The organism is Rhizobium leucaenae USDA 9039 (assembly GCF_000426285.1).
Classification (GTDB): domain Bacteria; phylum Pseudomonadota; class Alphaproteobacteria; order Rhizobiales; family Rhizobiaceae; genus Rhizobium; species Rhizobium leucaenae.
The window spans coordinates 15630-39495 of record NZ_AUFB01000033.1 but is presented as its reverse complement, the minus strand read 5'-3'; the positions used below and the strand labels follow the sequence as shown (position 1 = coordinate 39495).

At 56.0% G+C, this 23866-nt stretch carries 22 protein-coding genes; 3 read left to right on the top strand and 19 right to left on the bottom strand.

Annotation, left to right across the window (positions count from 1 at the left end; all coding sequences use genetic code 11):
• The 14 genes from K290_RS0128905 to K290_RS0128830 form a co-directional block, all read right to left on the bottom strand.
• Window positions 1-821 (bottom strand): acyltransferase family protein (locus tag K290_RS0128905; protein ID WP_028754996.1); only part of this gene is annotated, 821 nt, incomplete at its 3' end.
• A gap of 177 nt (window positions 822-998) precedes the next feature.
• Window positions 999-2261 carry an O-antigen ligase family protein gene (locus tag K290_RS0128900; protein WP_028754995.1) on the bottom strand — a complete coding sequence of 421 codons (1263 nt, stop codon included), beginning with the start codon at window positions 2259-2261 and terminating at the stop codon, window positions 999-1001.
• A gap of 65 nt (window positions 2262-2326) precedes the next feature.
• On the bottom strand, window positions 2327-3610 hold the full coding sequence (locus K290_RS0128895) for a polysaccharide biosynthesis/export family protein (protein ID WP_028754994.1): 1284 nt from the start codon (window positions 3608-3610) through the stop codon (window positions 2327-2329).
• 119 nt (window positions 3611-3729) lie between these two features.
• On the bottom strand, window positions 3730-4410 hold the full coding sequence (locus tag K290_RS0128890; protein WP_037136527.1) for a sugar transferase: 681 nt from the start codon (window positions 4408-4410) through the stop codon (window positions 3730-3732).
• A 255-nt stretch (window positions 4411-4665) separates the two neighbouring features.
• Window positions 4666-5442: a glucose-1-phosphate cytidylyltransferase gene (gene rfbF / locus K290_RS0128885; RefSeq protein WP_028754992.1), complete on the bottom strand. Its 777-nt coding sequence runs from the start codon at window positions 5440-5442 to the stop codon at window positions 4666-4668.
• 92 nt (window positions 5443-5534) lie between these two features.
• Window positions 5535-6113, bottom strand: coding sequence for a dTDP-4-dehydrorhamnose 3,5-epimerase (rfbC, locus tag K290_RS0128880; RefSeq protein ID WP_028754991.1), 579 nt, complete (start codon window positions 6111-6113; stop codon window positions 5535-5537).
• Between the two features lie 78 nt (window positions 6114-6191).
• On the bottom strand, window positions 6192-7286 hold the full coding sequence (locus K290_RS35320; protein ID WP_051264253.1) for an NAD-dependent epimerase/dehydratase family protein: 1095 nt from the start codon (window positions 7284-7286) through the stop codon (window positions 6192-6194).
• A gap of 59 nt (window positions 7287-7345) precedes the next feature.
• Complete coding sequence (locus K290_RS35315) at window positions 7346-9700, bottom strand: GNVR domain-containing protein (RefSeq protein ID WP_081670462.1); 2355 nt, start codon at window positions 9698-9700, stop codon at window positions 7346-7348.
• A 186-nt stretch (window positions 9701-9886) separates the two neighbouring features.
• The gene (locus tag K290_RS37740; RefSeq protein WP_028754990.1) at window positions 9887-10885 is read right to left on the bottom strand and encodes a glycosyltransferase family 2 protein; all 999 of its coding nucleotides are present in this window, start codon (window positions 10883-10885) and stop codon (window positions 9887-9889) included.
• Window positions 10882-12087, bottom strand: coding sequence for a glycosyltransferase family protein (locus K290_RS37735; protein ID WP_051264251.1), 1206 nt, complete (start codon window positions 12085-12087; stop codon window positions 10882-10884). Before K290_RS37735 ends, K290_RS37740 begins: the two co-directional genes overlap by 4 nt.
• 79 nt (window positions 12088-12166) lie before the next feature.
• On the bottom strand, window positions 12167-12922 hold the full coding sequence (exoK, locus tag K290_RS0128855; protein WP_280750748.1) for an endo-1,3-1,4-beta-glycanase ExoK: 756 nt from the start codon (window positions 12920-12922) through the stop codon (window positions 12167-12169).
• A 600-nt stretch (window positions 12923-13522) separates the two neighbouring features.
• Window positions 13523-14251 carry an SDR family oxidoreductase gene (locus tag K290_RS0128840; RefSeq protein WP_028754987.1) on the bottom strand — a complete coding sequence of 243 codons (729 nt, stop codon included), beginning with the start codon at window positions 14249-14251 and terminating at the stop codon, window positions 13523-13525.
• On the bottom strand, window positions 14248-15567 hold the full coding sequence (locus tag K290_RS0128835; RefSeq protein ID WP_051264250.1) for a DUF4910 domain-containing protein: 1320 nt from the start codon (window positions 15565-15567) through the stop codon (window positions 14248-14250). Before K290_RS0128835 ends, K290_RS0128840 begins: the two co-directional genes overlap by 4 nt.
• The gene (locus K290_RS0128830) at window positions 15567-16805 is read right to left on the bottom strand and encodes a class I SAM-dependent methyltransferase (protein WP_028754985.1); all 1239 of its coding nucleotides are present in this window, start codon (window positions 16803-16805) and stop codon (window positions 15567-15569) included. Before K290_RS0128830 ends, K290_RS0128835 begins: the two co-directional genes overlap by 1 nt.
• 421 nt (window positions 16806-17226) lie before the next feature.
• Between K290_RS0128830 and K290_RS0128825 the strand changes: the two genes are divergently transcribed.
• Window positions 17227-17514, top strand: a complete 288-nt coding sequence (locus tag K290_RS0128825) for a hypothetical protein (protein WP_028754984.1) — start codon at window positions 17227-17229, stop codon at window positions 17512-17514.
• A 129-nt stretch (window positions 17515-17643) separates the two neighbouring features.
• Here K290_RS0128825 and K290_RS0128820 read toward each other — a convergent pair whose 3' ends face one another.
• The 4 genes from K290_RS0128820 to K290_RS0128805 form a co-directional block, all read right to left on the bottom strand.
• Complete coding sequence (locus K290_RS0128820; protein WP_028754983.1) at window positions 17644-18420, bottom strand: amino acid ABC transporter ATP-binding protein; 777 nt, start codon at window positions 18418-18420, stop codon at window positions 17644-17646.
• 1 nt (window position 18421) lies between these two features.
• Window positions 18422-19084 carry an amino acid ABC transporter permease gene (locus K290_RS0128815; RefSeq protein WP_028754982.1) on the bottom strand — a complete coding sequence of 221 codons (663 nt, stop codon included), beginning with the start codon at window positions 19082-19084 and terminating at the stop codon, window positions 18422-18424.
• A complete protein-coding gene (locus tag K290_RS0128810; RefSeq protein WP_028754981.1) occupies window positions 19084-19731 on the bottom strand; it encodes an amino acid ABC transporter permease in 648 nt (215 codons plus the stop codon). Before K290_RS0128810 ends, K290_RS0128815 begins: the two co-directional genes overlap by 1 nt.
• Window positions 19732-19822: 91 nt before the next feature.
• Complete coding sequence (locus K290_RS0128805) at window positions 19823-20641, bottom strand: transporter substrate-binding domain-containing protein (RefSeq protein WP_028754980.1); 819 nt, start codon at window positions 20639-20641, stop codon at window positions 19823-19825.
• 321 nt (window positions 20642-20962) lie between these two features.
• Between K290_RS0128805 and K290_RS35305 the strand changes: the two genes are divergently transcribed.
• On the top strand, window positions 20963-21220 hold the full coding sequence (locus K290_RS35305) for a hypothetical protein (RefSeq protein WP_245276700.1): 258 nt from the start codon (window positions 20963-20965) through the stop codon (window positions 21218-21220).
• 60 nt (window positions 21221-21280) lie between these two features.
• The gene (locus tag K290_RS0128795) at window positions 21281-21772 is read left to right on the top strand and encodes a cupin (RefSeq protein WP_028754979.1); all 492 of its coding nucleotides are present in this window, start codon (window positions 21281-21283) and stop codon (window positions 21770-21772) included.
• Window positions 21773-21809: 37 nt separating this feature from the next.
• Here the strand turns inward: K290_RS0128795 and K290_RS35300 are convergent, their stop codons facing one another.
• A complete protein-coding gene (locus K290_RS35300; RefSeq protein WP_280750744.1) occupies window positions 21810-23708 on the bottom strand; it encodes a glycoside hydrolase family 15 protein in 1899 nt (632 codons plus the stop codon).
• Between the last annotated feature and the right edge of the window lie 158 nt (window positions 23709-23866).

Below are 23866 nucleotides of genomic sequence, written 5' to 3'. Positions count from 1 at the left end.
GACGCCATGATCACGACCAGCGGCCAGAGGAGAATGATTACGAACAGATTGTAATAGGGTCGAAGCGCATCGCCTGGATCAAACACCAGGACTGCGATGCAAAGGACCGACAATAGCCATGGTCCGATGCGGGATTGTTGCACCGGCCGCATCCAATAGCGCTTGATTACGATGCCGAGCGAAAACGAGAAGATCACCCGTGGAAAACCGACAGGATAAGTGGCCCAGGTCGCACCGCCTTCCAACGTTCCGAAATGGAGAGAGGCGACCACGAGAAAGAATGCTGCGCCAATGATCGCTGCAGTCAGCGCCCGTCCGCTTAATTTCACGGCGACCAAGCCATAGGCAAAATTGATCAGCAGCTCGAAGAACAGCGACCAGGCAGGGCCGTTCCAGGGAAAGAGGATCTCGGGAAATGTCGAAAGCGGCGGCGGTGTAGGCAGAAAGAGTGACGAACACAAGAAGGTGCCCAGCAAGTCCAGCCGTGAATAGGCGCCCCATCCTTTTTCCGCCACCGTTATTGCCACAATCAATAACGCGATTGCGATCGAAAGCGCGTAAAGTGGAAACAGTCGTATGAGACGCACGGCGGCGAACTGTTTGAACACCATTCCAGACTTTAGTTTGTCGTCATAAGAATAGGCGATCACAAATCCGCTAAGGACGAAAAAGAGGTCAACGGCAAGATGGCCGCTGGGGACGAAATTTGGTTCGTCTGTCAGGTATCCGTGGAGATGAAGAAGCATGACCAATATTGCTGCGATACCGCGAAGCAAATGCAACGCATAGAACTGCCCATCGTTCGGCTTTGTATTTGTCATGGACGAGCTGCTTCTCGTGATGGTGATCTATTCATTTTCCAAGGTCGGTATTCGATATGCATTCCCTAACGCTGTTAACGAACTCGCATTTGCGGGAGGCGTTGGAAGCCGATATCTACAAAGTAAGAGCCTTACGCTTTCATGATCGCTTCGCGCTTTCCCCCTGGCTTGGCCCCTTCAAACCGGGCGCAATGACATTGCATATGAGTCGGCCTTTTTCTCCTGACCGCTGACCATCGGACGGGCAATCAAGCCTGCGGCGTAATAGATAAGGAAAGAGCCGATGGTGTACTGATTGAGAAAATCGATCTCGACGAATGACCGGCTGATGAAAAGGATCGTAAATCCGAGCATGACCACGTCTTCCCGACATGAGCTTGTCGCCAGAAGCCGTTTCAGTTGCCCAGCCAGGAGCAAGATGACAATGATGCTCAGCAGGAAAAGACCGACATATCCAAGCTCCACCATTGTTTCGATATAGGTGTTGTGGAAATGGAAGCCGGTGCGAGACGGGATGTAGAACTGCTCCCAGAGAATTTCCGCCCTTGAAAAGCCCTGCACCCAAAAACTTTGAAAGCCTTCACCCAAAATCGGGTTTTCCTGCGCAATCTCAAAGCCGCGCTGCCAGAGATAGGTACGGCCTGTCAAAGTCGTATCCTTGCCGAACATGCCGAGGAGAATGTCGAACAGGCCGGTACTTGCGCAGATCAAAAGCGCCACGATCGCCAATGGGAACAGTACGAGAAAGAAAACTGTGCGATGTGGCGGCGCAAATCGTCTGAGGAACATGCCGACAAAAACGGCAGCGATTGCGACCACGAGGGTGATCGCTGAGGTCGCGGATTGCGATGCGCTCAGGCAAAACAGAGCGAAGGCGCAGGAAAACGCCGACCATACACGTGACGTGACACCTGATCGCATGACGAAAAAGCACACGAGACCGGTGTAGGCGCCAAGGGAGGCGTAGAGGCCAAGCTGGTTTTTCGAACCGAAGGCACCGACAAAGCTGTATTTGCCATCCAACGGATCATAGCTGAACTCGCCAAAGAGGAGGGAGTAGACGAGCACCACTGCGACCCCGATGCTAAGACCGGATAACATCGTGCGAATGCTGATCAAGCGTGATGCGATCAGCGCGCAGACGATTGTCGACAGATATTGAAGACCGCCTCGCAGCGAGAGGTCAGGGACCGCTGACCAGGTAAAGGAGACGCAGGCAAAGACTCCAAAGCCCACAACCCAGTAGAGCCGGCTTGGATTTCCGATCACCAGGCGATAGTCGGTCAGTACGAGCGGGAACCAAATCGCGTAAAAGATCAGGATGAAGACTGAGCCGTAGATCGCTGAATATGCCGACAGGAACACCGTGGCAGCGACGGCAATCGTGCCGTAGACCGCATTTTCGTCCGGAGAGGCGATGCGTCCCATTCTGATACGCATGACAATGCCGCGTGTTTAAAGGTTTAAATCAACAATGCAGGATTCCAATACCGGATTCCTGGCCTTTACGACCGTCCATTGGCGATCGCGACTTTCACGAGATCGCCGGGGAAAAGCGGCGTGCTCTCGCCCGCCGGGATTTCCTGTACTTTTCCGTCGACCGTTCTTACCACCGTGTAGCTGATCAGTTTGCTGTCGTCGCCGCCGGCCAACTGCGATGCTGCGGGCGAGTTGACCAGGGCCTCGTTCATCAGCCGCTTGTACATGATCGTTTTCAGCGCGTTCTCGTCGAGCTGCTGCTGCGTCTCCAAAAATTCGGCTGCACGCTTGGATTTTTGTTCATTTTGTAGGTCGACCGAATCAAGTGCTGCCTTGTTCATCTCCTGCTTGGCACGTAGCGACGCCGCATCGATGTCGAGCATATTGCTCTGTGTTTCGGAAAGGGTGGTTTCCAGGCCGAGGACGCGCGCGGAGGTCACAAGCCCCTGATCGGCCAGCTTGGCTGTCCTGTCCAGCTCTTTTCTGTAGAGATCGAGTTGGTGGCTTTGATTGTCCATCTTCTTTTCAAGCGATCCGATCTCATTGCCATAGAGTGTTCTGAGCTCATCGAGACCCTTCAGGCGAAGACCGACAGAACTGCGGTTTGTCTCCATAATCGCAGTTTCATCTTGAATGAGCTTGGCGGCTTTTGGATTGGATTTCAGTTCCTCCGGCACTCGAATGGCATCGCTGCCCTCCTCTTCCGACATCAGCCGGGCACGCTTGGCCACTAGCCGGTCGTGTTCGGCGATGAGGACGTCGTAACCGCCCTGGGCATTGATGAAGTCACGTTCGTAACGTTGGCCTTCGTCCAAGCCGCGCCGCATGCCCCCCGCAAGGCTCACGGCCTTAAGCACCGTCATCTCTGGATCGTAAGGATATTTGCCTGGCGCGTGGACTTCGCCGGCAACGAAGATCGGCCGGAATTCGAGAATTTCGACCGAGGCCTCCGGGAGATCCGACAAGCCGAAGCGCATCTGAAGATTATGAGCGATTTCCTGCGCGACGTCCGCCGTCGTCCGACCGGCAACCTTCAATTCGCCGGCAAACGGCAGCGCCACGCCGCCGTTCGGGCCCACGAGATATTCACCGGTTATGCCGGGCCACTCGCGGAATTTCCCCTCGGCCGTCTGCCACTCGACGACGCGGATGGACAGCTTGTCCATTATTCCGAGCTTGTATTCATCGGCCAAACCCGGCATTGCGACCAAAAGAGCGACAAGTGCGGGAAGGATGCAGCCGGGAAGGCGGTGCAATCCACTCGTCCGTCGCACCGCGACGGCAGTCAAGAGCCGATGCTTCGAGCGCATAATCAAGCTTCCTGTTAACGGCGGAGCCCAACCCAACAACGGGCCATTGTTGTGACTCTGCCGGCTTCCCCTGAGCGATGGCAAAACGTCCAGACCCGCGCCTATTTATGCCGTCTGCGTCAACACGAACCACGGGTCGATAAGACCACGGGTACCGTCTTCAGGATAATCATGAGGTCGCGGGAGAAGGTCCAATGCTCCACATACTGTTGATCGATCCTAACCCGCTGATCGTATGAGATATCGTTGCGGCCACTGGCTTGCCATGCACCTGTGATGCCCGGCCTAGACCGGAGATAGTATTGGCTGTATTCGCCATAAAGTTGGATCTCCTCACGCACGATTGGGCGTGGGCCGACAAGGCTCATCTCGCCGCGGATCACATTCAAGAGCTGCGGCAGTTCATCGAGACTGAGCCTACGCAAGACAAAGCCGATACCGGTGACGCGCTCGTCACGGCGCAGTTTGCGGTTGGCGGCCCATTCAGCACGTGCGACAGGGTCCGATTTGAGATATGCGGCGAGGCGCTGATCACTATCGGGCACCATCGTGCGAAACTTGAAACAGAAGAACGGCTTGCCGTTATGACCGATGCGCCGGTGCCCATAAAAGATATCACCGCCGTCGAACAGTTTAATTGCAAGGGCAATCAACACGAAAAGCGGCGCAAATACGAGAATTATGAGAGAAGCGGCGACGATATCGAATATGCGCTTTGGTGTTCCTCCGATAGGGGAACAATCGTCGATGGGATAGGGCGTGTAAATCGAACAACTTGGGAGTTTATTGTCACCTTTCATGATGGCACCCCAAATTCGCTTTCCACAGCTAATTACATATCATAATTCAACTACAACGTAAGAACAATTAGTCCATTATAAGTACAACTCAAAATATATAAATACCGGAAAGGCTTAAATCTAGATGATTATACGCGCGCTCTTTGGACGCCGCATTTCCAGCACGGCGAACGGCGGCTCAGGTTTGAGACTATTACGATAGGTCTTGCATAAGATCAGGCGATCCGGTGTCAAATAACTGGTTATACCGGCCGGTTACTTCCAAATCGCCCAAGGAGGATTGCCGCTCTCCCAAGCCTTTTCGAGCACCATTTTATCGCGCAGGGAATCCATGCTTTGCCAGTAGCCACGATGCCAATAGGATCCGACCTTGCCGAGCGACACGGCCCGGGTCATCGGCGCGTCCTCCCACATATCGTCATCGCCGTCGATCAGATCATAGACCTCAGGCTCACAGACAAAGAAGCCTCCATTGATCAACCCACCGTCGCTGGCTCGCTTTTCCCGAAATGAGCGGACGCGCGTCGCGTCTTGCGACAGACTAAGCGCGCCATAACGTCCAGGCTGGGTCACGGCGGTCAGCGTGATCCAGTTTCCATCTCTTTCGTGCAATTCAATCGATTTTTGAATATTGGTGTCGGAAACGCCGTCACCATAGGTCAGTAAAAACCGTTCGTCCCCAATGATGTGGCGAGCGCGCTTGATTCGTCCTCCGGTCATCGTTTCGACGCCAGTGTCGAGAACGGTTACCTTCCAGGGTTCTACGTTTGATTTTACGACAGTCACCTCACCTGTTGCGAGGTCTACCGTAAAGTCGCTTTTGCACATTGCGTAGTTCAGGAAATAGGTCTTGATATGGTCCGCTTTATAGCCCGCAAGGACAACGAATTCGTTGAAGCCAAAGTGAGAATATAACTTCATGATATGCCAGATGATCGGTCGCCCGCCCACCTCCACCATCGGCTTAGGGCGCAGTGTCGTTTCTTCAGATAGCCTGCTGCCATAACCACCAGCGAGAATAACGACTTTCATACGATCCTCCTTGAGACATCTTCCTCAGAACATCTGCTGCCTGCCCGAATGTCGGCGCGTGAACTCGCCAAGGTCTTGATAGTGCACGAAAACTATTCCTCGCTCGTTCCCAAGCCGCGGAAAGTCTCGACACCGTGAAAGACGGGATCGAAAGATGGCCAGGCGGCGTCCTTCTCAGACAATTCAATGGGTTGGTTTGGCCAGGCGATGGCGAAATAAGGATCGTTCCATCGCACGCCCCGTTCGTATTCGGGCGCATAGGCTGTACCCATAAAGTAGATAATCTCGACATCGTCTGTCAGGGTGATCAGGCCATGGGCACAGCCTTTCGGCACATACATCATCCGCCGATTTTGCGCCGATAGGAGCTCTCCGAACCATCTGCCGAAGGTTTTGGAGTCGGGCCGCAAATCAAGGATGCAGTCCCAAATCGCGCCTCGAATGCACCGTACGACCTTTATCTCTGCGGCGGGCTGCAATTGATAGTGCATACCACGAAGTGTGCCCGTCCGGGCGCTCCACGTCGTATTGACCTGAACAATGTCCAGCGGCAAGTCAGCCTGTCGAAATTCATCGTCGCAGAAGACGCGCGCAAAAAAACCTCTGTCATCGCCCTTCAGGTCAAGATCTATCACACTTGACCCTTTCAAACCGGTGCTGCGGAACATCATTGGACTTTAACCTCGGCCAATACTCGACAGTCCTAACGCTTTTCTCAGGCGCCCGCAGTTCCAGCGGGTCGCGCTGCTCTAAGCTTCGCGGCGAAGCGGAAGCGATAATTGATCGCGAGGAAGTACCGACCGGCGATCCAACCATCGGACGTCGTCATCGAGCAGGCCGCTTTCGATGCCTCGCGTCAGGACATTCAAGCGGACCAGATCAGACGAGCGGTAATTGGCATCCTTGAAACCGGACACCATAAGGCCATCGTGAATGTCGGCAACGGCGGCAGGCAACGTCATTCTTGGTTGATGATCTGGGGCCAGCGAGCGGAAGAGATCGAAATTGACCCGATAAGAGCGCTTGTCTGGCGGTGCATTGGCGTTGATGTCGACGTCCACACCCGGCATCGCCGCTTTGACGGCTTCAGCAAGCTCGCGGACCTGGTAATTCCACTCTTCACATCCGACATTGATCGCCAGGAACCCGTCATGCTCCGCACGTTGCAGAGCCCATTCGATCGCGCGTGCCATATCGCGAACATGGATCAGTGGTCGCCACGGCGAACCGTCGCTCAGAACCGAAACCCGGCCGGTCGACAGAGCCGACGCCACAAAGTCGTTAAGCACGAGATCAAGCCTCATCCGGCCGGAAAAACCGCACGCTGTCGAAAATCGAAGGGCCGTTATGATCATGTTCGTTCGCGTGGATATATCCCGCAATCCGGCCTCCGCGGCGACCTTGGAACGGGCGTATGCCGTCAGCGGATTGAGGGGATCGGTTTCACGCCGCGCTCCCGCTTCGGCATAGCCGTACATCGAGCAACTGGACGCAAAGACAAATCGCCCGACTCCACTCTCTGCAGCAAGTTCGGCGGTGCGCAGCGTGGCGCGGTGATTGATCTCATCAGTGACCTTTTCGAAGCGGACGCCCATCGGATCGTTCGAGATCGCAGCCAAATGGATGACGGCGTCTATTCCGCTAAAAAGATCCGGCGTCAAATCTCTGACATCGCTGAAAATTTGTACGTCGACCAGATGTTCCGGCAAGCAAGGCTCGGTCAGACAATGGCCGAACAGGCCGGTATCGACACCAATGATCGTGCAATCATCCAATTGCTGGCGAATATGGGAGACGACCGCCGGCCCGACATAACCCATATTGCCCGTTATCATGATATTCATTGCAAATCCTTTCCACATCGATGGTAGAAACCTCGCCAACGCGAAGAAAGTTGCTCGCTTTATCGGTCCGTGCCGAACGTCGCTTTTTTATCTTCCTCCAGCTTGTCCTGTTCCATGTCAGTGTGCTCTCGATAGTAACTAGAATATCGCGCAATGAGATGCTCTGAACTTCCATAGGAACTGTAGGAATATAGCTTATCAAGCTCCGCCTTGTTTAAGATCATCCCAAGGATTTTGGCTGCGATTTGTGGCTCGGCTTCAAGGATAGTCTTGACCACGGAGCGCGGTGTCGCACCCCATTCGGCAATCATGACAAACCCGTCGGCCAATCGCTCAAACGCTTTGGTATCAAAGACCGGCGCCAGCGGGGGAAGGTCGACTATGATATATTTGAATGTCGTGCGCGCATCTTCCAGAAGTCTCGCCATAGCGACACCCGAGATCAGATCGCTTGTGTTGGGATACTGGAACCGCCCTTCTGTCGGAAGGATTTCCAGCTTAGTGTGGTTGTCCACGATGATTGTGTCCCGCCAGCGCGAATATTGCGGCGGCTGCACGGAAAGCACATCCGAGAGGCTTTTTTTGATGGGGATGTTCAACAGCTTCGTCAGCGAGCCCTTGCGCAAATCGGCATCGATGAGCAGCGTTCTCGCTCTCGTCGCAGCAAGCAAAGCGGCCAAATTGGCCGCAACCGTGCTTTTACCTTCACCGGGCAGCACGGACGCAATGCCAATGACTTTGCACTGCTGAAATCCGAGCATCGTATCGGCGACGATCTTGGCATGGCGGAGCGTTTCGCTGAACTGCGAACCCGGCGCCAATGTCGCAAAGCGCATGATGTCGATCACTTGCGACCGTTCCGTCGCTCCATCCGGTTCGCCGGCCGGCAATATCCTCGGCAAGTAGCCCAGAAATTTGACGCCCAGCGTCCTCGAGACATCTTCGCCAATGCGCAGCGTTACTTCCCGGAACTCTCGCCATCCACCGACCGCTATGCCGAAAAACGCACCAAGCAACAAAAATCCTGCCAGCACCCATGTCCGTTTCGGACTGGACGCATCTGTCGGCGGCGTGGCGGCCGAAATGACACGCGCTTCGGTGATGGGAAACGATTGGTTCTGAGCCGTTTCCTGATATCGCGCCAAATAGGTCTTATAAAGGTCGCTGATCGCTTCGGCATTGCGCTCGAGATTTTTAAGTTCGACTAGTAATTTATTGTCCTCTGACGTTTTGCCTGTGACCTGCAACAGCCCCTCTTTCAGCGAGGCCTCCCACGACTGCGCCACCTCATATTGGTTGCGGTAGCTTTCCGTCATTTGCTTCAGTTCGGCGTAGATCTGCCTTCCCACCTCGTTCTGCTCGCTGCGCAGGCTGATTGCTTGCGGGTGGGCACTACCAAACTTGTCTTCGATTTCCTGAGCACGTTTTTCGATCGTTTGATAACGTTCTCTCAGCGTCGTGACCAGTGGTGGGCTGTCCTGGTTGGAAACGGTTGCCGCATTGTCGACAGCGCTCTGCTGACCCGCGTCTACGATCGACTTGTATTGACTGTAGAGCGCCAACGCTTTCGCACTCTGCGCCCTTGCTACAATCAGTTGAGCACTCATGTCAGAGAGCTGCTCCTCCGACAGAAGCGACCCTTTCGTTGCCGTCAAATTGTTGGCAGTCCGGAAGCGTTCGACACGAAGGCTGGCTTCCTGCGACTGCTCTTTGAGATCAGCCAAGCGTGCTCGAAGCCAGACGGTAGCACGCTGCGAGGCATCGAAATTCGCATCGAATTTATCCGATAGGTATGCCTCGGCGTAGGCGTTCGCAATGGCTGCGGCAAGGACCGGATCGGTTGAGGTATAAAAAAGGTCGACGACGAAGCTTTGGGGCTGCTGTTCGACACGAAGATTATCAAGCAAGACAGCGACAGCAGTTCCCCGCCTGACATCTGCATTGCTAAAATCTCCCTTTTGAGCGCTTTTGCCGGCGATGAGGTCCATCGCTCCCTTCAGCAATGATTTCACGCGCACCCACATCGATGGCGAGGGATCGATGAAGGCGTAATTGTCATAGAGATGGAGATTGTCGACAACCTTTGCGGCGAGCGCAGAAGATTTGAGAATTGCAATCTGGCTCATGATCTTCTTGTCGGCTTCCATATTGGCAGGCGCCGGCGAGATTTCGTTGCCGAAGCGGTTCAGATTCTCGTCGAGCAGGATGCTGGTGCCGGCAGTGAAATAGTATGTTGCAAACGCGAGGTTGGTGACGCCGATCAGCAGTCCGATGCCGGCAAACAGCAGCACAATTCGAACCTGCCGCCTGAATAACTGGACCATATGATCGAGGTCGATAAACTTCTCGCCCTCCGGGTCCGCATTTATTGGACCGGAACCCACACCTTTGAACGTCCGCAGCATTTCCTGCATGTTCCTACGTGGCCTCGCCTTGTTTCAGTTCGGCCCATTGTCGGGCGCCATCTCGCATCAAAAATCTACCGGGCACGACATCAGCCCTGCCCCCGGCTAGCACCGCGGCCGACAACAGCGCGCTCCGTGAGGCGCGACGGCGATAGGTGCAGATGCCTATATCGATTGGCAGCGCGGCAGGTTTTGTCATGGCGACCGCCGGCGTTTGAAAAAAGTGAGCAGCTCCATCCAGAAACCGGTGGACCAGGCAAAATGCATGACCATTGCGGCCAACCCCGCAAGCGGACCTGAGGGATTACCTCGCCTGACTGCCATCCAGAACCCGTAGCAGACGCAAACGAGAGCCCACAGAACCAGGGGCACGGCGGCCATCCAGTGCAGCACCGCCAAAGAGGCACCGATTACTGTCGGAAGTACGATGAGAGGCAGCATCTGCCGCGGGTTCGGCAAGCGTCTGTGCTTCAATATGTTCCTGGCTCGGCCGCGACCATAATAGAGATATTGAAGGAACAGGCTTCCCACGGTTGCGCGCGGATAATAGATCATCCGCGTCTTATCGGTCATCCAGATCCGAAACCCTGCCTTTTCCAGCCGGAAGTCGAGTTCTGCATCCTCGTTGTGGCTGAAGGTCTCGTCGTAGCCGCCGAGAGCTTCAAATGAAGCCACGCGCATCAAGGCGTGATGACCGTGACGGGTCCAATGACCATTCGTATTCCCCCGATGTTTGGAGCCACCATTGCCAAGTCTCGAGTTTTGTGCGCTGGCGGTTGCCCTTTGCACCAGGCCAAATCCGACGGTATCCATGGCGACGACCACAGAATCTGCCCCGGTAACCTCGGCCTCCTCAATGAGGCGCTTGCAGTAATCGGGGGGATAGCGACCGTGGGCGTCGATGCGGATGAAATAATCGAAACCACCACCGAGGCATCTGACGGCGAGATTGACGCCGGCGCTTTGAATCCTTGCTGGATTATCCAAAAGCATAATGCGCGGCTCGTCGTTTCTGAGACGGGCGACAACATCGACGGTCCCATCTTCGCTACCGCCGTCGACCACGACAATGTGGGAGATCTGCTCATCAAGCGCGTAGCGCAAGTCAATCAGCAACGCTTCGATATGCTCCACCTCATTCAAACATGGAATGACGATGAAGGCGCGCCGATTGGAATGAACCTCCGTCTTCATATCGGTTCACCGTTCGAACTGACGTTGGCGGAAACAAGGGAATGCAATCGTCTTTGCGGCGGCTCAACTGCGCTGATCTCCCTCAGCTTATGGACAAGTGCAACGCAATCGCCCCTGACGGCGGCCCAGCGCTCCTTATCTTTGCTCGTTACGGCATTTCGCAATTGCCGAAACATTGGGATATCCATCTGAGAGAAAACCGCGATCAGTCCGCGGGGCGTTGCCTCTGGAAGGCGAATTCCGATCGCATGGCGGGCAAGAAACCGTGCTGTTTCGGTTCCTTCAATGGCGATCGGCACTGCTCCATGAAGGCATCCTTCATAAAGGCGGTTGGGCAGAAGCCAGTTCGAATTCAGGCCTTCCTCAAAAAAGTCGATCGCCCAGGAAAAGTGCACAGCTCCGTATATCGCAGGAAGGTCCTCCGGGTTCTCATAAGGGCCAAGAAACGAGAGATAAGGCTCCTTCGCAACGACGGCATCGAAATCATCGAAGGCCGCGTAAGCCGGTCGGCCACGGAGCACGATTTCGAACTTGCCTTCCAGGGCGCGGGAAAAGTCGGCGAGCAGCTTCAGCGAGCGTCGGCATCGCAATGCACCGAACCATCCAATTTTCCATGGGGGGCCATCCGGCGACCCGGTGCAATCGGATGATTGGGTGGACTCCTCCAGCGCGATGACTTTATTTTCAACGAGCATCACCGGGGCGCGAAGCTCTGACATCGACCGAAAATAGTGATCGATGAAAGCAGGCGAACTGGTCACAATCAGCTTGGCTCTACGGCCGAAGTAGCCTTCACTTCTACGGATGATCGTGCCGGCTGCATCATGGCGCAGGAGCAGGCGATGGATGTCGAGGCACTCATAAACGATCGGTAACGCACCGCCGAAAACAACATTTGCTCGATGCGCGATCGCCAGCATCTCAAGGTTGCGGCTGATGATAACATCAGGCCTTCGAACGCGCCTGAAGAGGTACTGCAGTGTTAACATCGTACGTGCGACCGATGCCGCACGCTGAATAAATTTCCCGTCAGCGGTCAGGCCAAAGTCTATCGGCGTGATGCCCTCTATCGCCACCGCGCCACTTCTATCCCTGTGGAATCCGGCAAGCGTCACGGTTGCTCCTCCGGCCGTCAGCATGACGACCCGGCGGCGAACTGCCGGATCATTGAGGTCATGAACGAGGTAAAGGACATGAAGCATCGGATCTTCTTCGATTAGGCCGGCTGGCCGGCGGTGGCTCTCCAGAGTGGATAAATCGTTGAACCTACCTTTCCCCGATCTATTGCAAAGTGCAGACAAGCGATTGCGGGAACTGGCATTTGTCGCCAGCGGCCGTGAAAGCCACCCAATCGATGTCAAACGTCACAGGTCGCGAATAGCTGAACTTGCCCATCCAGTCCGATAGCGTGTCCGTTCCCCAAAGACTGAAGAAAATCTTCTGAGGACTGGCCGGCACCTTCGATGCGTCTGTCACGTCGTGAACCAGACGACCATTCAAGAAGTAGCGCAAACGCTCGGGTTCCCAGACGAGGGCATAGGTGTTGAAGTTTTGATCGGCCGGATCGCCGATATCGACGAGGTATTCATTGCCTCCTTTGGCTTTCACAAACTGATTGAGCTGCACCGCGTCTGTGTTTTTGCCGAGGATCTCAAAATCGATTTCGTCGTGAATCTGCTGGGTGGGTGGACCGATATAAGTGAAGAATGCCGAATTGAGACCGGAGCCACTCGCTGCCTTGAGGCGAGCTTCGTATGTACCGTATCCGTAGCGGCGGGTCGTCTGAATTTCACCGCAGAGATAGTCTCGATCCTTCGATTTGCCTTTGGTGAAGGTCAGGGCAAGGCTATCCCCTTCGATGCGAACCTCGTTGCGAGACCACGTGCAATTTTGATGATTGCCGTTGTTCCAGCCGTCGGAAACGTACCAGAACGCCGGGTCGATGTTCGTGAAATCATCTCGGAATGATACCCCCGATTGCGGGTCTTGGGCGGAAGCCGCTGTCGCTGCCAACACGATGCTACCGAAAGCGATCATGGCATTTATAAGCATTTAGCCCCCTTTGTTCATTGCACTCAATTCACAGCGGAGGAGAAGAGCCTTGTGCTTCGGTCGCACTCCTCTGGAAAATGTCATTGTCAAAATCGTCAAGATAATCGATCCCAGACCATCAATGCATTCGGAGCAGAAGAAGATGTCCAATGCAGCCGTATGAGAAAGCTGCAATATGAGCCCACGCACCGCATGAACAGGAGCCTGCCCAAACAGGAACGAGAAGAAATCGATAGCTTCTGCAAAAAATCGCAGAACCTATTGTATTATCTCATCTTCCGGCCTGTGAATTTCCGCCAATTGAACAACGGAAATATCAGTTCACAACGAGACCTCCTCGCGCACCTGGCTTTGCCAAGTATCGATAACATAAAGTAGTTAAGTTTATTCTGCAGTTCAATATTCAATAGCGGGTATGGCAATTTAATACTATTGAAGTATAGATGATTAGTCACTTCGGATGAAAATTACTACCAACCAAACCGATCAGTCGCGCGCGACAGGAGTTCTCTTGCAATGGGAATGGCGGCAGGGACGGCGCGTTGCAAACGTGGAGCGACCGCCAAGTTGATTTTATCGCACTTGCTATTTCAGCGCCTTAGGCTTGGCAGGGCGAATAAAAATATCGGTGATCTCGGCGCTCGGCGGAAGCGCGAACGCATCAAGCAGGCTCGACGCAATTGCTTCGGGTTGCAGGAGGCTTTCGGGATCGTAATCCAAATTCTCCTTACGGAAAATTTCCTCCTGCATCGGCGTTGCTGTCCGGCCGGGAAAGAAGCTGACCACGCGAACCCCCTGCGGACTGACTTCGGCACGCAGCACATCTGCGAAGGCCTTCAAACCGTATTTGCTCGCTATGTAGCCACTCAAGCCCGCCCGCGGATTGTTCCAAACGCTTGAATTGATAAAGGCAATTTGGCCCGCCCGGCGGATGAGCAGGGGAAGCAGCGCGCGGGTGAGGACATAAGGAGCCCGTAGATTGAGCATCAATTGCTTATCGAACTGTTCGACATCCGTTGTGGCGACGTCTCCGGTTGCGAACAGACCGGCACAATGAACAAGAAAATCCAGCTCCCGGCCTTTACTCAGAAGATGCTCGGAAAACGCGATGACCTCCGCGTCCTTCGCCAGATCGACTTTATGCCAGACCAAACCACCGCGGTTGCCGTCCGCTCCATCGCCAATCGGACGTCGACTGAGAGCGTGAACGCTGACGCCGGCAGCGACAAGTGCGTTGGCAATCGCCTTGCCGATACCGCTGCTCACACCGGTCACGACAGCGACACGATCGGCAAAAATCGTGCCGGGGATCATGCGTTCGATCCCGAACAGCGCGCCAAAAGGCCATGCTCAGTTAGAGTTTCCGCAGCGTCGGCAATGACCTCGAAATCAATCCCGGCCCGTTCGGCAATGTCTAAAAGCGAATGTTCGCCATCCGAAAAGTTCAGCACCCAAAGCATCGCCATCTGCCGTTCCTTCGCATCGGAACGCCCGCCTATCGATCCATAAAGACCGCGCTTTCCAAGCTGAGGCTCGCACATCGGCTGAAGATTTTGAAATCTGCCATTCCGATTAAGAACTTGAATGATCTCCCTATAAGCATCGAGAGAATGCGCCAAAGCCTCCGGCCGGACGAACCTCATATTGTCGGCGGACGTATGGTATTCGGGAAACTGACCGTAGGGCGTGCGAGACAGGCAACCAAACGGCAAGTTTATTCCCGGCGAGCAAAATTGCCGTTCATCATAGCCGTAGGGCGAAAAATCGATCACCGTACAATCGTCTTTTCGCCGGTGCAGGACATACTCCACGACGCGGTCGATCTCGGCATGTCCCCGCCGGCTGCGCTTGTAGTGCAAATGGCCGGTGTCGCCGAGATTTACCGCGATGAGACCATGGCGGATGGTTTGCAGGCGTTCAACATTCGTCGCCAGCCAGACAATTGACCCTATTGTTCCAGGAATGAACAGAATACGAACGGAGTAGTATGAGCCGGAGGCGGCAAGCAGGCTTTTCGCCAGCTCGATTGAAACCGCAATTCCCGAGAGATTGTCATTCGCAAGCGATGGATGGCAGATATGCGTCGAAATGACGATCTCGTCGGATGTCGCACCGGGGATCAAGCATTCTCCCCAGATCAGTTTGCCATCTTCCAGTGTCGAGTCGATACAAACCGTGTAATCGTCGTCCGGCAATGCCTGCAATGCCGAATGCGCCAGGCAAAAACCCCAATCCTCGCTGTAATAGCTCGTGCGATAAGGAATCCAGTCCGGATGCTCGGGATCCGAGTGAAGGTGCGGCCGCAAGTCCGCCAGTGTCAACCGTGTGTCGACTGGGCAGCTATAGCTCACCACGTGCAGATTGTGCGCACGAAAATCAATCACCCGCTCTCCGCGGCTGTTTTTCACAAAGGCATCTCGAATGGTCCATTGTTTCGGCACGGTCCAGTCGAAAACGGGAGTACCGCTCGCGATTTCATGAATCTCAAGTGGAATATGCTGACCTACGATATCCAACGTCTCCGCCACCCCAGATCCGGTGATACTCCGGCATATTGGATATAGCCGCTCCATCAGAGAGTACATCGTCTGGCCGGTTTCGGTGGTGTGGGACGAAACTGCTGACGACATCAGGCCAATACCTCGACATCCGGCAGAGGCACGACGAATTGGCCTCCCCATTGCCGTATGACCGACATCTGCTCCATGATCTCGGATTTAATATTCCAAGGCAGGATAAGAAGGTAGTCCGGCTTTGTCTCTTTGATTTTGTCGGGCGCATGGATCGGGATGCGTGTGCCCGGCAGCAAGCGCCCCTGCTTATGCGGGCTGATGTCAACCGTATATTCCAGCAGATCGGTCTTGATGCCGCAAAAGTTCAAAAGCGTGTTCCCTTTAGCGGGAGCGCCGTAGCCAACCACCGTCTTCTGATTTTCCTTCGCGTCGCTCAAGAACCGCAGAAGCTGACGTTTGCTGCGATGAACCTTGTCGGCAAAATCATGATATCGCGCCAGTGAATTCACCCCTCCTGCGAGCTCGCGATCTCTCAGTGCTTTGACGCGTGCGTCTACAGAATGGGTCCCGTCCTGCCCGTGGCAGGCGTAGATCCGCAGAGATCCCCCCTGAGGAGCAATTTCCTCGACATCGAAGATCTTCAGCCCGTGATGGGCAAAGATCGCCTCGACGCTAAACAGCGAGAGATATGAATAGTGCTCGTGATAGATGGTGTCGTAATAAATCTTCTCCAGCATTTGCATCAAATGCGGAAATTCCATCGTTATTATACCAGTATCGGACAGGGCAATTTTCATCCCCGCCACGAAATCATTTATGTCTGGCACATGCGCCAGAACATTGTTTCCAATGATAAGATCGGCCAGCAGACCTTCATTGCGAAGCGATTGTGCCGTTTCGACGCCGAAGAATTGAACGCGGGTCGGAATCCCAGCTTCTATCGCAGCCTCTGCAACATTTCTGGAGGGTTCAATCCCTAGAACCGGTACGCCCCGTTCCTTGAAATTCTTGAGAAGATAACCGTCGTTGCTGGCGATTTCCAGGATCTGACTATGGGCATCGAACTTAAATCGTTCGGTCATCTTGTCGACGTAGTTCTTGGCATGCGACAGCACGGAGGCTGAGTAGGAAGAGAAATAAGCATAGTCTTCATCAAAAATGTCTTCTCGCGCTGCCATCGTGGGAACCTGAACGAGAAAACAGTTGGTGCAAACGAAGGCATGCAGGGAGAAAAATGGTTCCAAATCCATGACCCGTTCGACGGAAACGTAGGAATTTGCGAGAGGAGATGCTCCGAGGTCGACGACAGTCTCCGTCAACTCACAGGCACAAAACCGGCAATTCAATGCAACCATATGCTGAAGCCTCCAGGAGCCGCTTTGGCGTCTAGATGGAAGCCGATAAAATCAAGAGAAAGATCCGAACGGCTGCCCGACCAAGAGCTTGTTAAAGGTAGCGCTGTAGATGTCCGGCGATCGGCAGCTATACTTCAGTTGCTAAAGCCGCCGCAGCCGCGGTCTGCCAATTTCTGCGCGGATGCTACGCTGATCGGTTCGGCGATACAAGTTGGCCCATAGGCTATGCGAAGCTTGCCCTCTACTCCAATATGATGAGGCAATAACTCCCGGCTATTCCAGTCGGGCGATTTTGGCGCCAGGAGCAGGGTGATAATATTCGCGGTGAATGCGGGTGCGAAACCATGCGGCGTTCGTTCACCATGGTACTGATCCACCGACACGTTTGCTCCCTGCTATTCCAGGCAAAAGGAACTAGCTGATGAGCGTCAACTGCCCCATCTGTGAAGCCGAAGCCGAAGAAAAGCTGCCGCGTATAACGGGCCGCATCGAGATCATCTGTCCAAGGTGCCATCGCTTCGGCATCACCGCCTCGGCACTCGCCATCGTTTACCACCGACTGCCGGAGGACCGGCATGCAGCTCTTTGTCGTGCCAGGGCAATTGCCGAGCACGACAAGGCAACACCGCTCATCACCACCGCCTTGGTAAATCCTTCGAACTCGAGCCATTTCAGATGGCGAAAGCAATCCGTTGTTCATGTGATCTAACGTTTGTGGGGTCTCCACTCAGGAGGAGGGCTCTCCTTGGGAAGCAGCCGGTCTGGCCGGTCTCGGCTGGACCGCGCCCGACGCCCGTGCTCAGCTCTCTTGGCCGATGGGCCCGATGATCAAAGCCAATCAAAAGCTGTTGCGCTCGTGATAGGTGCGGAGGAAGGATTGGATGCGCTGATCTTCGGGGTGGTGAAGAATGCGGGCCGGCGCATCGACACCCACGAGTTCGCCCTTTTCCATGAAGGCGACCTGGTCCGCGACATGGGCGGCGAAGCCCATCTCATGCGTGACGACAATCATGGTCATCCCTTCGGCGGCGAGCGTCCGCATGACGCTGAGCACCTCCCCCACCAGTTCAGGGTCGAGCGCCGAGGTCGGCTCGTCAAACAGCATCAGGCGCGGCTCCATGGCGATGGCGCGCGCAATGGCGACGCGCTGCTGCTGCCCGCCAGAAAGGCGCGAGGGATGGCTGGCCATCTTGTCGGCCAATCCCACCTTCTTCAGCGCCTCTGCGGCACGCGCCAGGGCCTCGGCTTTGGACAGGCCGCGAACGCGGATCAGGCCTTCCGCCACGTTCTGCAACGCCGTCATGTGCGGCCAGAGATTGAACTGCTGGAACACCATACCAATGGAACGCCGCATCTCGCGAAGCTGCCGGCCGGGCATCTTGCGACCACCGGGGCTGGCATAGCCGATCAGCCGGCCGTCGATGGTGATCTCACCGGAATCGTACTGTTCCAGGAAGTTGATGCAGCGTAACAGCGTGGACTTGCCCGAGCCGGAGGGGCCGATCAGGCAGGTGACCTTGCCCGGCAGGATCGACAGGTTCACTTCCTTCAACGCCTGAAAGGGACCGTAGAACTTGTTGACCTTGCGGATCTCGACGGATGACGCTTGAACCATCCTACGTCCTTTCGATCAGATGTTTGGTGATGCGAGTCTCCAGCAGACGGCCGGCACGCGAGATGATTTCGACCAGCGCCCAGAAAAACAGAGCCAGCACCAGGTTCGCTTCCAGATAGCGGAATGTTTCGGTGGACATGCGCTGCACCGAGTACATCACCTCCGGCACGGTAATGATGGACAGGATGACCGTCTCCTTGGTCAAGATGATGGAAAAGTTGACCAGTGCCGGGAGTGCCGAGACCAGGCTCAGTGGCAAAAGGATGCGGCGTACGATGGTCAATTCCGACATGCCGATGGCGCGCGCTGCCTCAAGCAGGCCTACCGGCACGGCGAGATAGCCTGCACGGAAAATCTCGGCGAAATAGGGACTGCCATAGACCGTAAGCCCCAGAATACCCGCCGGCAGCGCATCGAGGCGCAGTCCCAGCAATGGGCCGCCGTAGTAGAGCACGAAGAGCTGCACCAGGAAGGGTGTGCCACGGATGACCTCTATATAGGCCCGCAGAAGCCAGCCAAGCGGTCGCGGCCCGTAACGCTGCGCCAAGGAGATGATCAGGCCCAGCACCATGCTGAATATCGTGCCGAGCACCCAGCAGATGATCGTCAACTCGAAGCCGCCGAGCAGGGTCGGCCAATATTGCACGAGGATGCTCAGGTCCATTACACGGTCACCCTGTGCTCAAGATAGCGTCCGAGCCCTGCGAGGCATAGATTGATGATCAGGTAGATGCAGGCCGCTGCGATATAGACTTCCAGTGGACGGAAGGTCATGGCCGCCTGGGCCTGGCTGGCGCGTGTTACCTCCAGGATACCGACGACAGAAACCAGTGACGATGCCTTGACCAGGAGGATCAACTCGTTGACCAGCGCGGGCAGCGATATCGCAAACGCCTGCGGCAGGATCACACGCAGCCAAATGTCACTCGGCCGCATGCCGATTGCGGTTGCCGCCTCGATCTGTCCTCCAGGCAATGCGATAATGGCACCGCGCCAGATCTCCGAGACATAGGCGCTGGAGCAGATGCCGACCGTGACCACGGCCGCGACCATTGCCGGCACGTTGATGCCGATGACAGGCAGCAGATAATAACACAGGAGCAACTGGACCAGCAGCGGAACGCCGCGCAGAAAGCTGACCCAAACGGCCGCGAACCAGCGCAGCCAGGTTGCGCGCGAAAGTGCAGCGGCGCAGATCAGTGCGCCGACCACGAGCCCGAGCGCGATCCCCAGAATGGAGATCAGCAGCGTGAAGCGCGCCGCCCAGAAGAGCGGCTCGAAACTGCCGAGAAAGGTCGAGATCGAAAACATCACCCCTCCAGGACCGGGTGTGCGCAATAGATGGCTCCCCGGCAAGGGGAACTAATGCGCGGGCGGGATCACTCCCGCCCGCGTCGGATCCTCACTTGGTCGGAACTTCGCGCGGCAGCGCGGTGTAGGCGCCAAGCCACTTTTCCTGGATAGCCTTGACGCGCCCGTCATCCGTCATCTTTAGCATGGCGTCATTGATGGCCTTGACGAAGCTTTCGCTGTCGGCGTCCTTGCGCACGACCCAGGCGAAATAGGTCGGCTGGCCAAACGCCGCCTTATCGAACATGGCAAATGTCTCGGGGCGGGTCTTGACCAGGTAGTTGAGGTTTGGCAGCGAGCCGGCAACCGCGTCCAGACGGCCGGCGGCGAGATCTGCATAGGCTTCGTCGGTGGTGCCGTATTCCTTGATGTTCACACCGCCAATCTTGTCGCCGAAGGCCTGAAGCTGCTTGAACTGCGCGGTGCCCTGCTGCACACCAACGGTCTTGCCCTTGATGTCCTCCGGCTTCTTCAGGTCGGTATTGCTGGCGGCACGCAACAGCGCAACGGTGGCGTCGGCGATCGGCAATGTGAAGGCATAGCGCTGCAGGCGCTCCGGTGTAATTGTGACCGGCGCGATGATGATGTCGAACTTCTTTACCTCGAGGCCGGGCAGTTCGGCGGTCCAGGGAATATCCTGGTAGACCGGCTCGGCACCGATCTCCTTCGCAACGCCGTCGAAGAGGTCCTTCGTCATGCCTTCGTAAGTGCCGTTATTGAGCATGTCGAACGGTGCGTAGTGCATGTCGGTGGCCGTTTCGATCTTGCCCTTGGCCTTGATGTCAGCAAGTTGGTCGGCCATGGCGGGCACGCTCACGCCCAGTATGGCCAGACCAAACACAGCAGATTTTAAAAGGTTGAAAAAGGTCATCGTCGTTCTCCTTACTGGACGAGTGAGCTTTCGAAATTCATCGCGCGCCGTCACTCCCCAACGGCACTTGATAGGATCAGAGGATAGCCGCTTCCGTCAACCTGTTCTTGGACCTGATCGTATTGCGCGCAACACGAAAAGAGTCGCAGATATCGCACTTGGATTGTTCACAGGTCGCCTTCTGTCAGGCAAGCGTGTTACCTGAAATGATGTTGCGCATACCTGCTCCTTTGGCCACTTCTCCACCAAGCCTGTTTCGAAGCCTGCCGTATTCTCTGCGGTTGACGAGGGAACCACTCCCGTCGGCCAAAAGTTTACCTCATGCAGCTCGTGATGGAGACGATGGATCAAATGGAAAACGCATCGAAAAGCCTTGCTGAAGAATACCGGCGACTCGGCGGTCGCCGGATCGCAGTGATCGACGATAACCTAGGCTCATCGCGCGACTGGGACGGCGACCCTCCAGAGGCCGCCAAGTTTTGGAAAGAGCGAATTGCCACGCTACCCGACCGGGAAAAGCGGGACGTCCAAACCTTCCTACCGTCGATCAATGACGACCGAGGCGAACCAGCGTCATGAAAGAGAAAGCCAAAGTCGGTGCAAGATGAGGCCACTCTGCCTGATGGAGACAGGTCCTGAATGAAAACCGAGACAGTCTTTTTTGAGCCAAGTGACTGGGTTCCGAACAATCAGCAACGTCCTGTTTTGATTTACAGAGGGGCGTTGCCGAGTGGTTCATCGTCCGCAGATTTCGAGGGTGTTTTCGCCGCGAACGGATGGGCCGGCATTTGGAAAAATGGCGTCTTTGATTACCAGCATTACCACTCGGGTGCTCACGAGGTATTGGGCATCGGACGTGGCAGCGCCACCCTGTTAATCGGTGGCCCGGAAGGACACCCAATAAAGGTTTCTATGGGGGATTGCTTGATTCTCCCCGCTGGAACAGGTCACCGAAACCTTGGCTGCTCTCCGGACTTCGAGGTCGTCGGCGCTTATCCAGAAGGTCAGCATGCCGACATTCAGACCGCCGCCGCCAGCCGCGATATGCTGGCAAAAATCGCATCATTGCCCGTGCCGGACACCGATCCCATTCATGGAACGTCTGGGGGCCTCCTTGAAAGCTGGCGCTGACTTTCAAGGATGGGCGGTTGCCAATGCGCCGAATTTTCTATGGTTGCGGGCGAGCCTGTCCAGTCGTTGTGGCATTCTGCGCGGCGACATCTGGCCCCGTGCGCGCGGCTCTTTGGCGCGCCGGTCCTGCGGCACGTACCAGGTTGAATGCAGTATTGACGAGGCCGACATGTGAGAAGGCCTGCGGGAAATTACCCAGCAACTCCCCCGACGCGGGCTCATATTCCTCCGCGAGAAGGCCGAGATCGTTTCGGACCGAGAGCAGCCGCTCGAACAGCGCCTCGGCCTTATCCATGCGCTTCGACATGACATACGCGTCGGCAAGCCAGAACGAGCAGGCAAGGAATGTGCCTTCTGGTTGCTTGTACGGGTCGACTGTATGCTCTGGACGGTATCGCAGTACGAAACCATCCTGCAGGAGGTCGCGCTCAATCGCGTTTACGGTACCGAGGATGCGCGGATGGTCGTCCGGGAGAAAACCGACCTGAGAAAACAGCAGGAGGCTCGCGTCGAGAGCTTTCGAACCGTAAGACTGGACGAAACTGCCGAGCTGCGGGTCGAAGCCTTTAGCACAGATTTCTGCGTGGATAGCATCACGCTCCGCCCGCCATCGATCCACAGGCCCGTCTAGCCCAAACCGCTCGACCGCTTTGATCGCACGATCGAAGGACACCCAGCACATGAGTTTCGAATGAGTGAAGTGTCGCGCCGGTCCGCGCATTTCCCAAATGCCTTGGTCCGGCTCGTGCCAGATCTGTACAAGATGCTTGAGCAAGACCTTCTGCAGTTTCCAGGCGTCCGGAGCCGAGGCAAGTACGTCCTCCCGGGCGGTATGAAGCGTGTCGAGCACTTCGCCGAAAACATCGAGTTGCAACTGTTGGGCAGCGCCGTTGCCGATCCGAACTGGCCGACTATCTCTATATCCAGCTAGCCATGGGATTTCGTGTTCCGGCAGCCAGCGTTCGCCGGCAAGACCGTACATGATGCGAAGCTGGTCTGGTCGCCCCGCGATGGCGCGCAAAAGCCAACGCCGCCATGCCTCGGCCTCCTCCCGATACCCTGCGTTAAGAAGGGCATAAAGTGTCAGCGCCGAATCGCGGAGCCAGCAGTAGCGATAATCCCAGTTCCGCTCGCCGCCCGGCGTTTCCGGAAGGGAGGTAGTCGGCGCCGCGATGATCCCGCCGGTTGGTCGAAAAGTAAGCAGCTTGAGCGTGATGAGCGAACGCACGACCGCTTCCCGCCAGTGCTCTTGCGACGGGTCGAAGCAACAGCGCTTCGACCATTCCTGCCACCAGCTTACGGTGTGTTTCAGCGCCTCGCCGCGGTCCGGCACGAAGTGCGGCCGCCGGTGCGACCGATGGTAAGACAAGGTGAATGGAACGCTCTCACCCTCGGCGACCTCGAAGCGGGAGAGGGTCTTCATGTTCTGACCCTCTAACGGTGCCTGAGTGTGAAGTTCGACCGCGTCGGGGCCGGCCACGGCACTCAGACCATAGTCACGCCGCCGCACCCACGGCACCACAAGCCCATAATTGAAGCGCAGGACGAGTTCCATCTCGACGGCTACGCGCCCGCGCTTGCCGCGCACGATCCGGACGATATCGCTTCTCTCCTCATCTTCGGCGAGCGGCATGAAGTCGATAAGCTCGAACGCACCGTCTTCGGTCTCAAATGTGGTTTCGATGACCGCCGTCTGGGGGAGATAGCGTCGGCTGCTGCGCCTGGTGGCCGCAGCCGGCGCGATGCGCCAGCGGCCGTTCTCAGGGGTGCCGAGAAGGGAAGCAAAACACGCCGGTGAATCGAAACGGGGCAGGCAAAGCCAGTCGATGGAGCCATCGCGACCGACGAGCGCAGTCGAGATCATGTTGCCGATTAGACCATAGTCGGCGATAGGCCTGCGGTCGTTTTCCAGCGCTTTTTTTGCTCGGCTTGTCACGTCAGAAGCCTCCTTGTCATTGCGGCGAAGTTCCCGCCATCTGGCGACATCGCCACACCCGCTCATGCGCCACACCACCGCAGCTTTTTGGCAACCGCGATCAATGGTTCGGTACCCAAATATGCGGAGCGGCCCATTTGTTCCCCGCAGCTCGGCGC

Bases quoted from the DNA above. Each gene is read 5' to 3' on its own strand.
- K290_RS0128815 (WP_028754982.1), bottom strand. From the start codon at position 19,084: ATGGACCTGAGCATCCTCGTGCAATATTGGCCGACCCTGCTCGGCGGC.
- K290_RS35305 (WP_245276700.1), top strand. From the start codon at position 20,963: ATGCAGCTCGTGATGGAGACGATGGATCAAATGGAAAACGCATCGAAA.
- K290_RS37740 (WP_028754990.1), bottom strand. From the start codon at position 10,885: ATGAAGACGGAGGTTCATTCCAATCGGCGCGCCTTCATCGTCATTCCA.
- K290_RS37735 (WP_051264251.1), bottom strand. From the start codon at position 12,087: ATGCTTCATGTCCTTTACCTCGTTCATGACCTCAATGATCCGGCAGTT.
- K290_RS0128835 (WP_051264250.1), bottom strand. From the start codon at position 15,567: ATGTCGTCAGCAGTTTCGTCCCACACCACCGAAACCGGCCAGACGATG.
- rfbC (WP_028754991.1), bottom strand. From the start codon at position 6,113: ATGATGTTCCGCAGCACCGGTTTGAAAGGGTCAAGTGTGATAGATCTT.
- K290_RS0128840 (WP_028754987.1), bottom strand. From the start codon at position 14,251: ATGATCCCCGGCACGATTTTTGCCGATCGTGTCGCTGTCGTGACCGGT.
- K290_RS35315 (WP_081670462.1), bottom strand. From the start codon at position 9,700: ATGCAGGAAATGCTGCGGACGTTCAAAGGTGTGGGTTCCGGTCCAATA.
- K290_RS0128820 (WP_028754983.1), bottom strand. From the start codon at position 18,420: ATGGTTCAAGCGTCATCCGTCGAGATCCGCAAGGTCAACAAGTTCTAC.
- K290_RS0128830 (WP_028754985.1), bottom strand. From the start codon at position 16,805: ATGGTTGCATTGAATTGCCGGTTTTGTGCCTGTGAGTTGACGGAGACT.
- K290_RS35320 (WP_051264253.1), bottom strand. From the start codon at position 7,286: ATGAATATCATGATAACGGGCAATATGGGTTATGTCGGGCCGGCGGTC.
- rfbF (WP_028754992.1), bottom strand. From the start codon at position 5,442: ATGAAAGTCGTTATTCTCGCTGGTGGTTATGGCAGCAGGCTATCTGAA.
- K290_RS0128825 (WP_028754984.1), top strand. From the start codon at position 17,227: ATGAGCGTCAACTGCCCCATCTGTGAAGCCGAAGCCGAAGAAAAGCTG.
- K290_RS0128810 (WP_028754981.1), bottom strand. From the start codon at position 19,731: ATGTTTTCGATCTCGACCTTTCTCGGCAGTTTCGAGCCGCTCTTCTGG.
- K290_RS0128900 (WP_028754995.1), bottom strand. From the start codon at position 2,261: ATGCGTATCAGAATGGGACGCATCGCCTCTCCGGACGAAAATGCGGTC.
- K290_RS0128805 (WP_028754980.1), bottom strand. From the start codon at position 20,641: ATGACCTTTTTCAACCTTTTAAAATCTGCTGTGTTTGGTCTGGCCATA.
- K290_RS0128890 (WP_037136527.1), bottom strand. From the start codon at position 4,410: ATGAAAGGTGACAATAAACTCCCAAGTTGTTCGATTTACACGCCCTAT.
- exoK (WP_280750748.1), bottom strand. From the start codon at position 12,922: ATGATCGCTTTCGGTAGCATCGTGTTGGCAGCGACAGCGGCTTCCGCC.
- K290_RS0128795 (WP_028754979.1), top strand. From the start codon at position 21,281: ATGAAAACCGAGACAGTCTTTTTTGAGCCAAGTGACTGGGTTCCGAAC.
- K290_RS0128895 (WP_028754994.1), bottom strand. From the start codon at position 3,610: ATGCGCTCGAAGCATCGGCTCTTGACTGCCGTCGCGGTGCGACGGACG.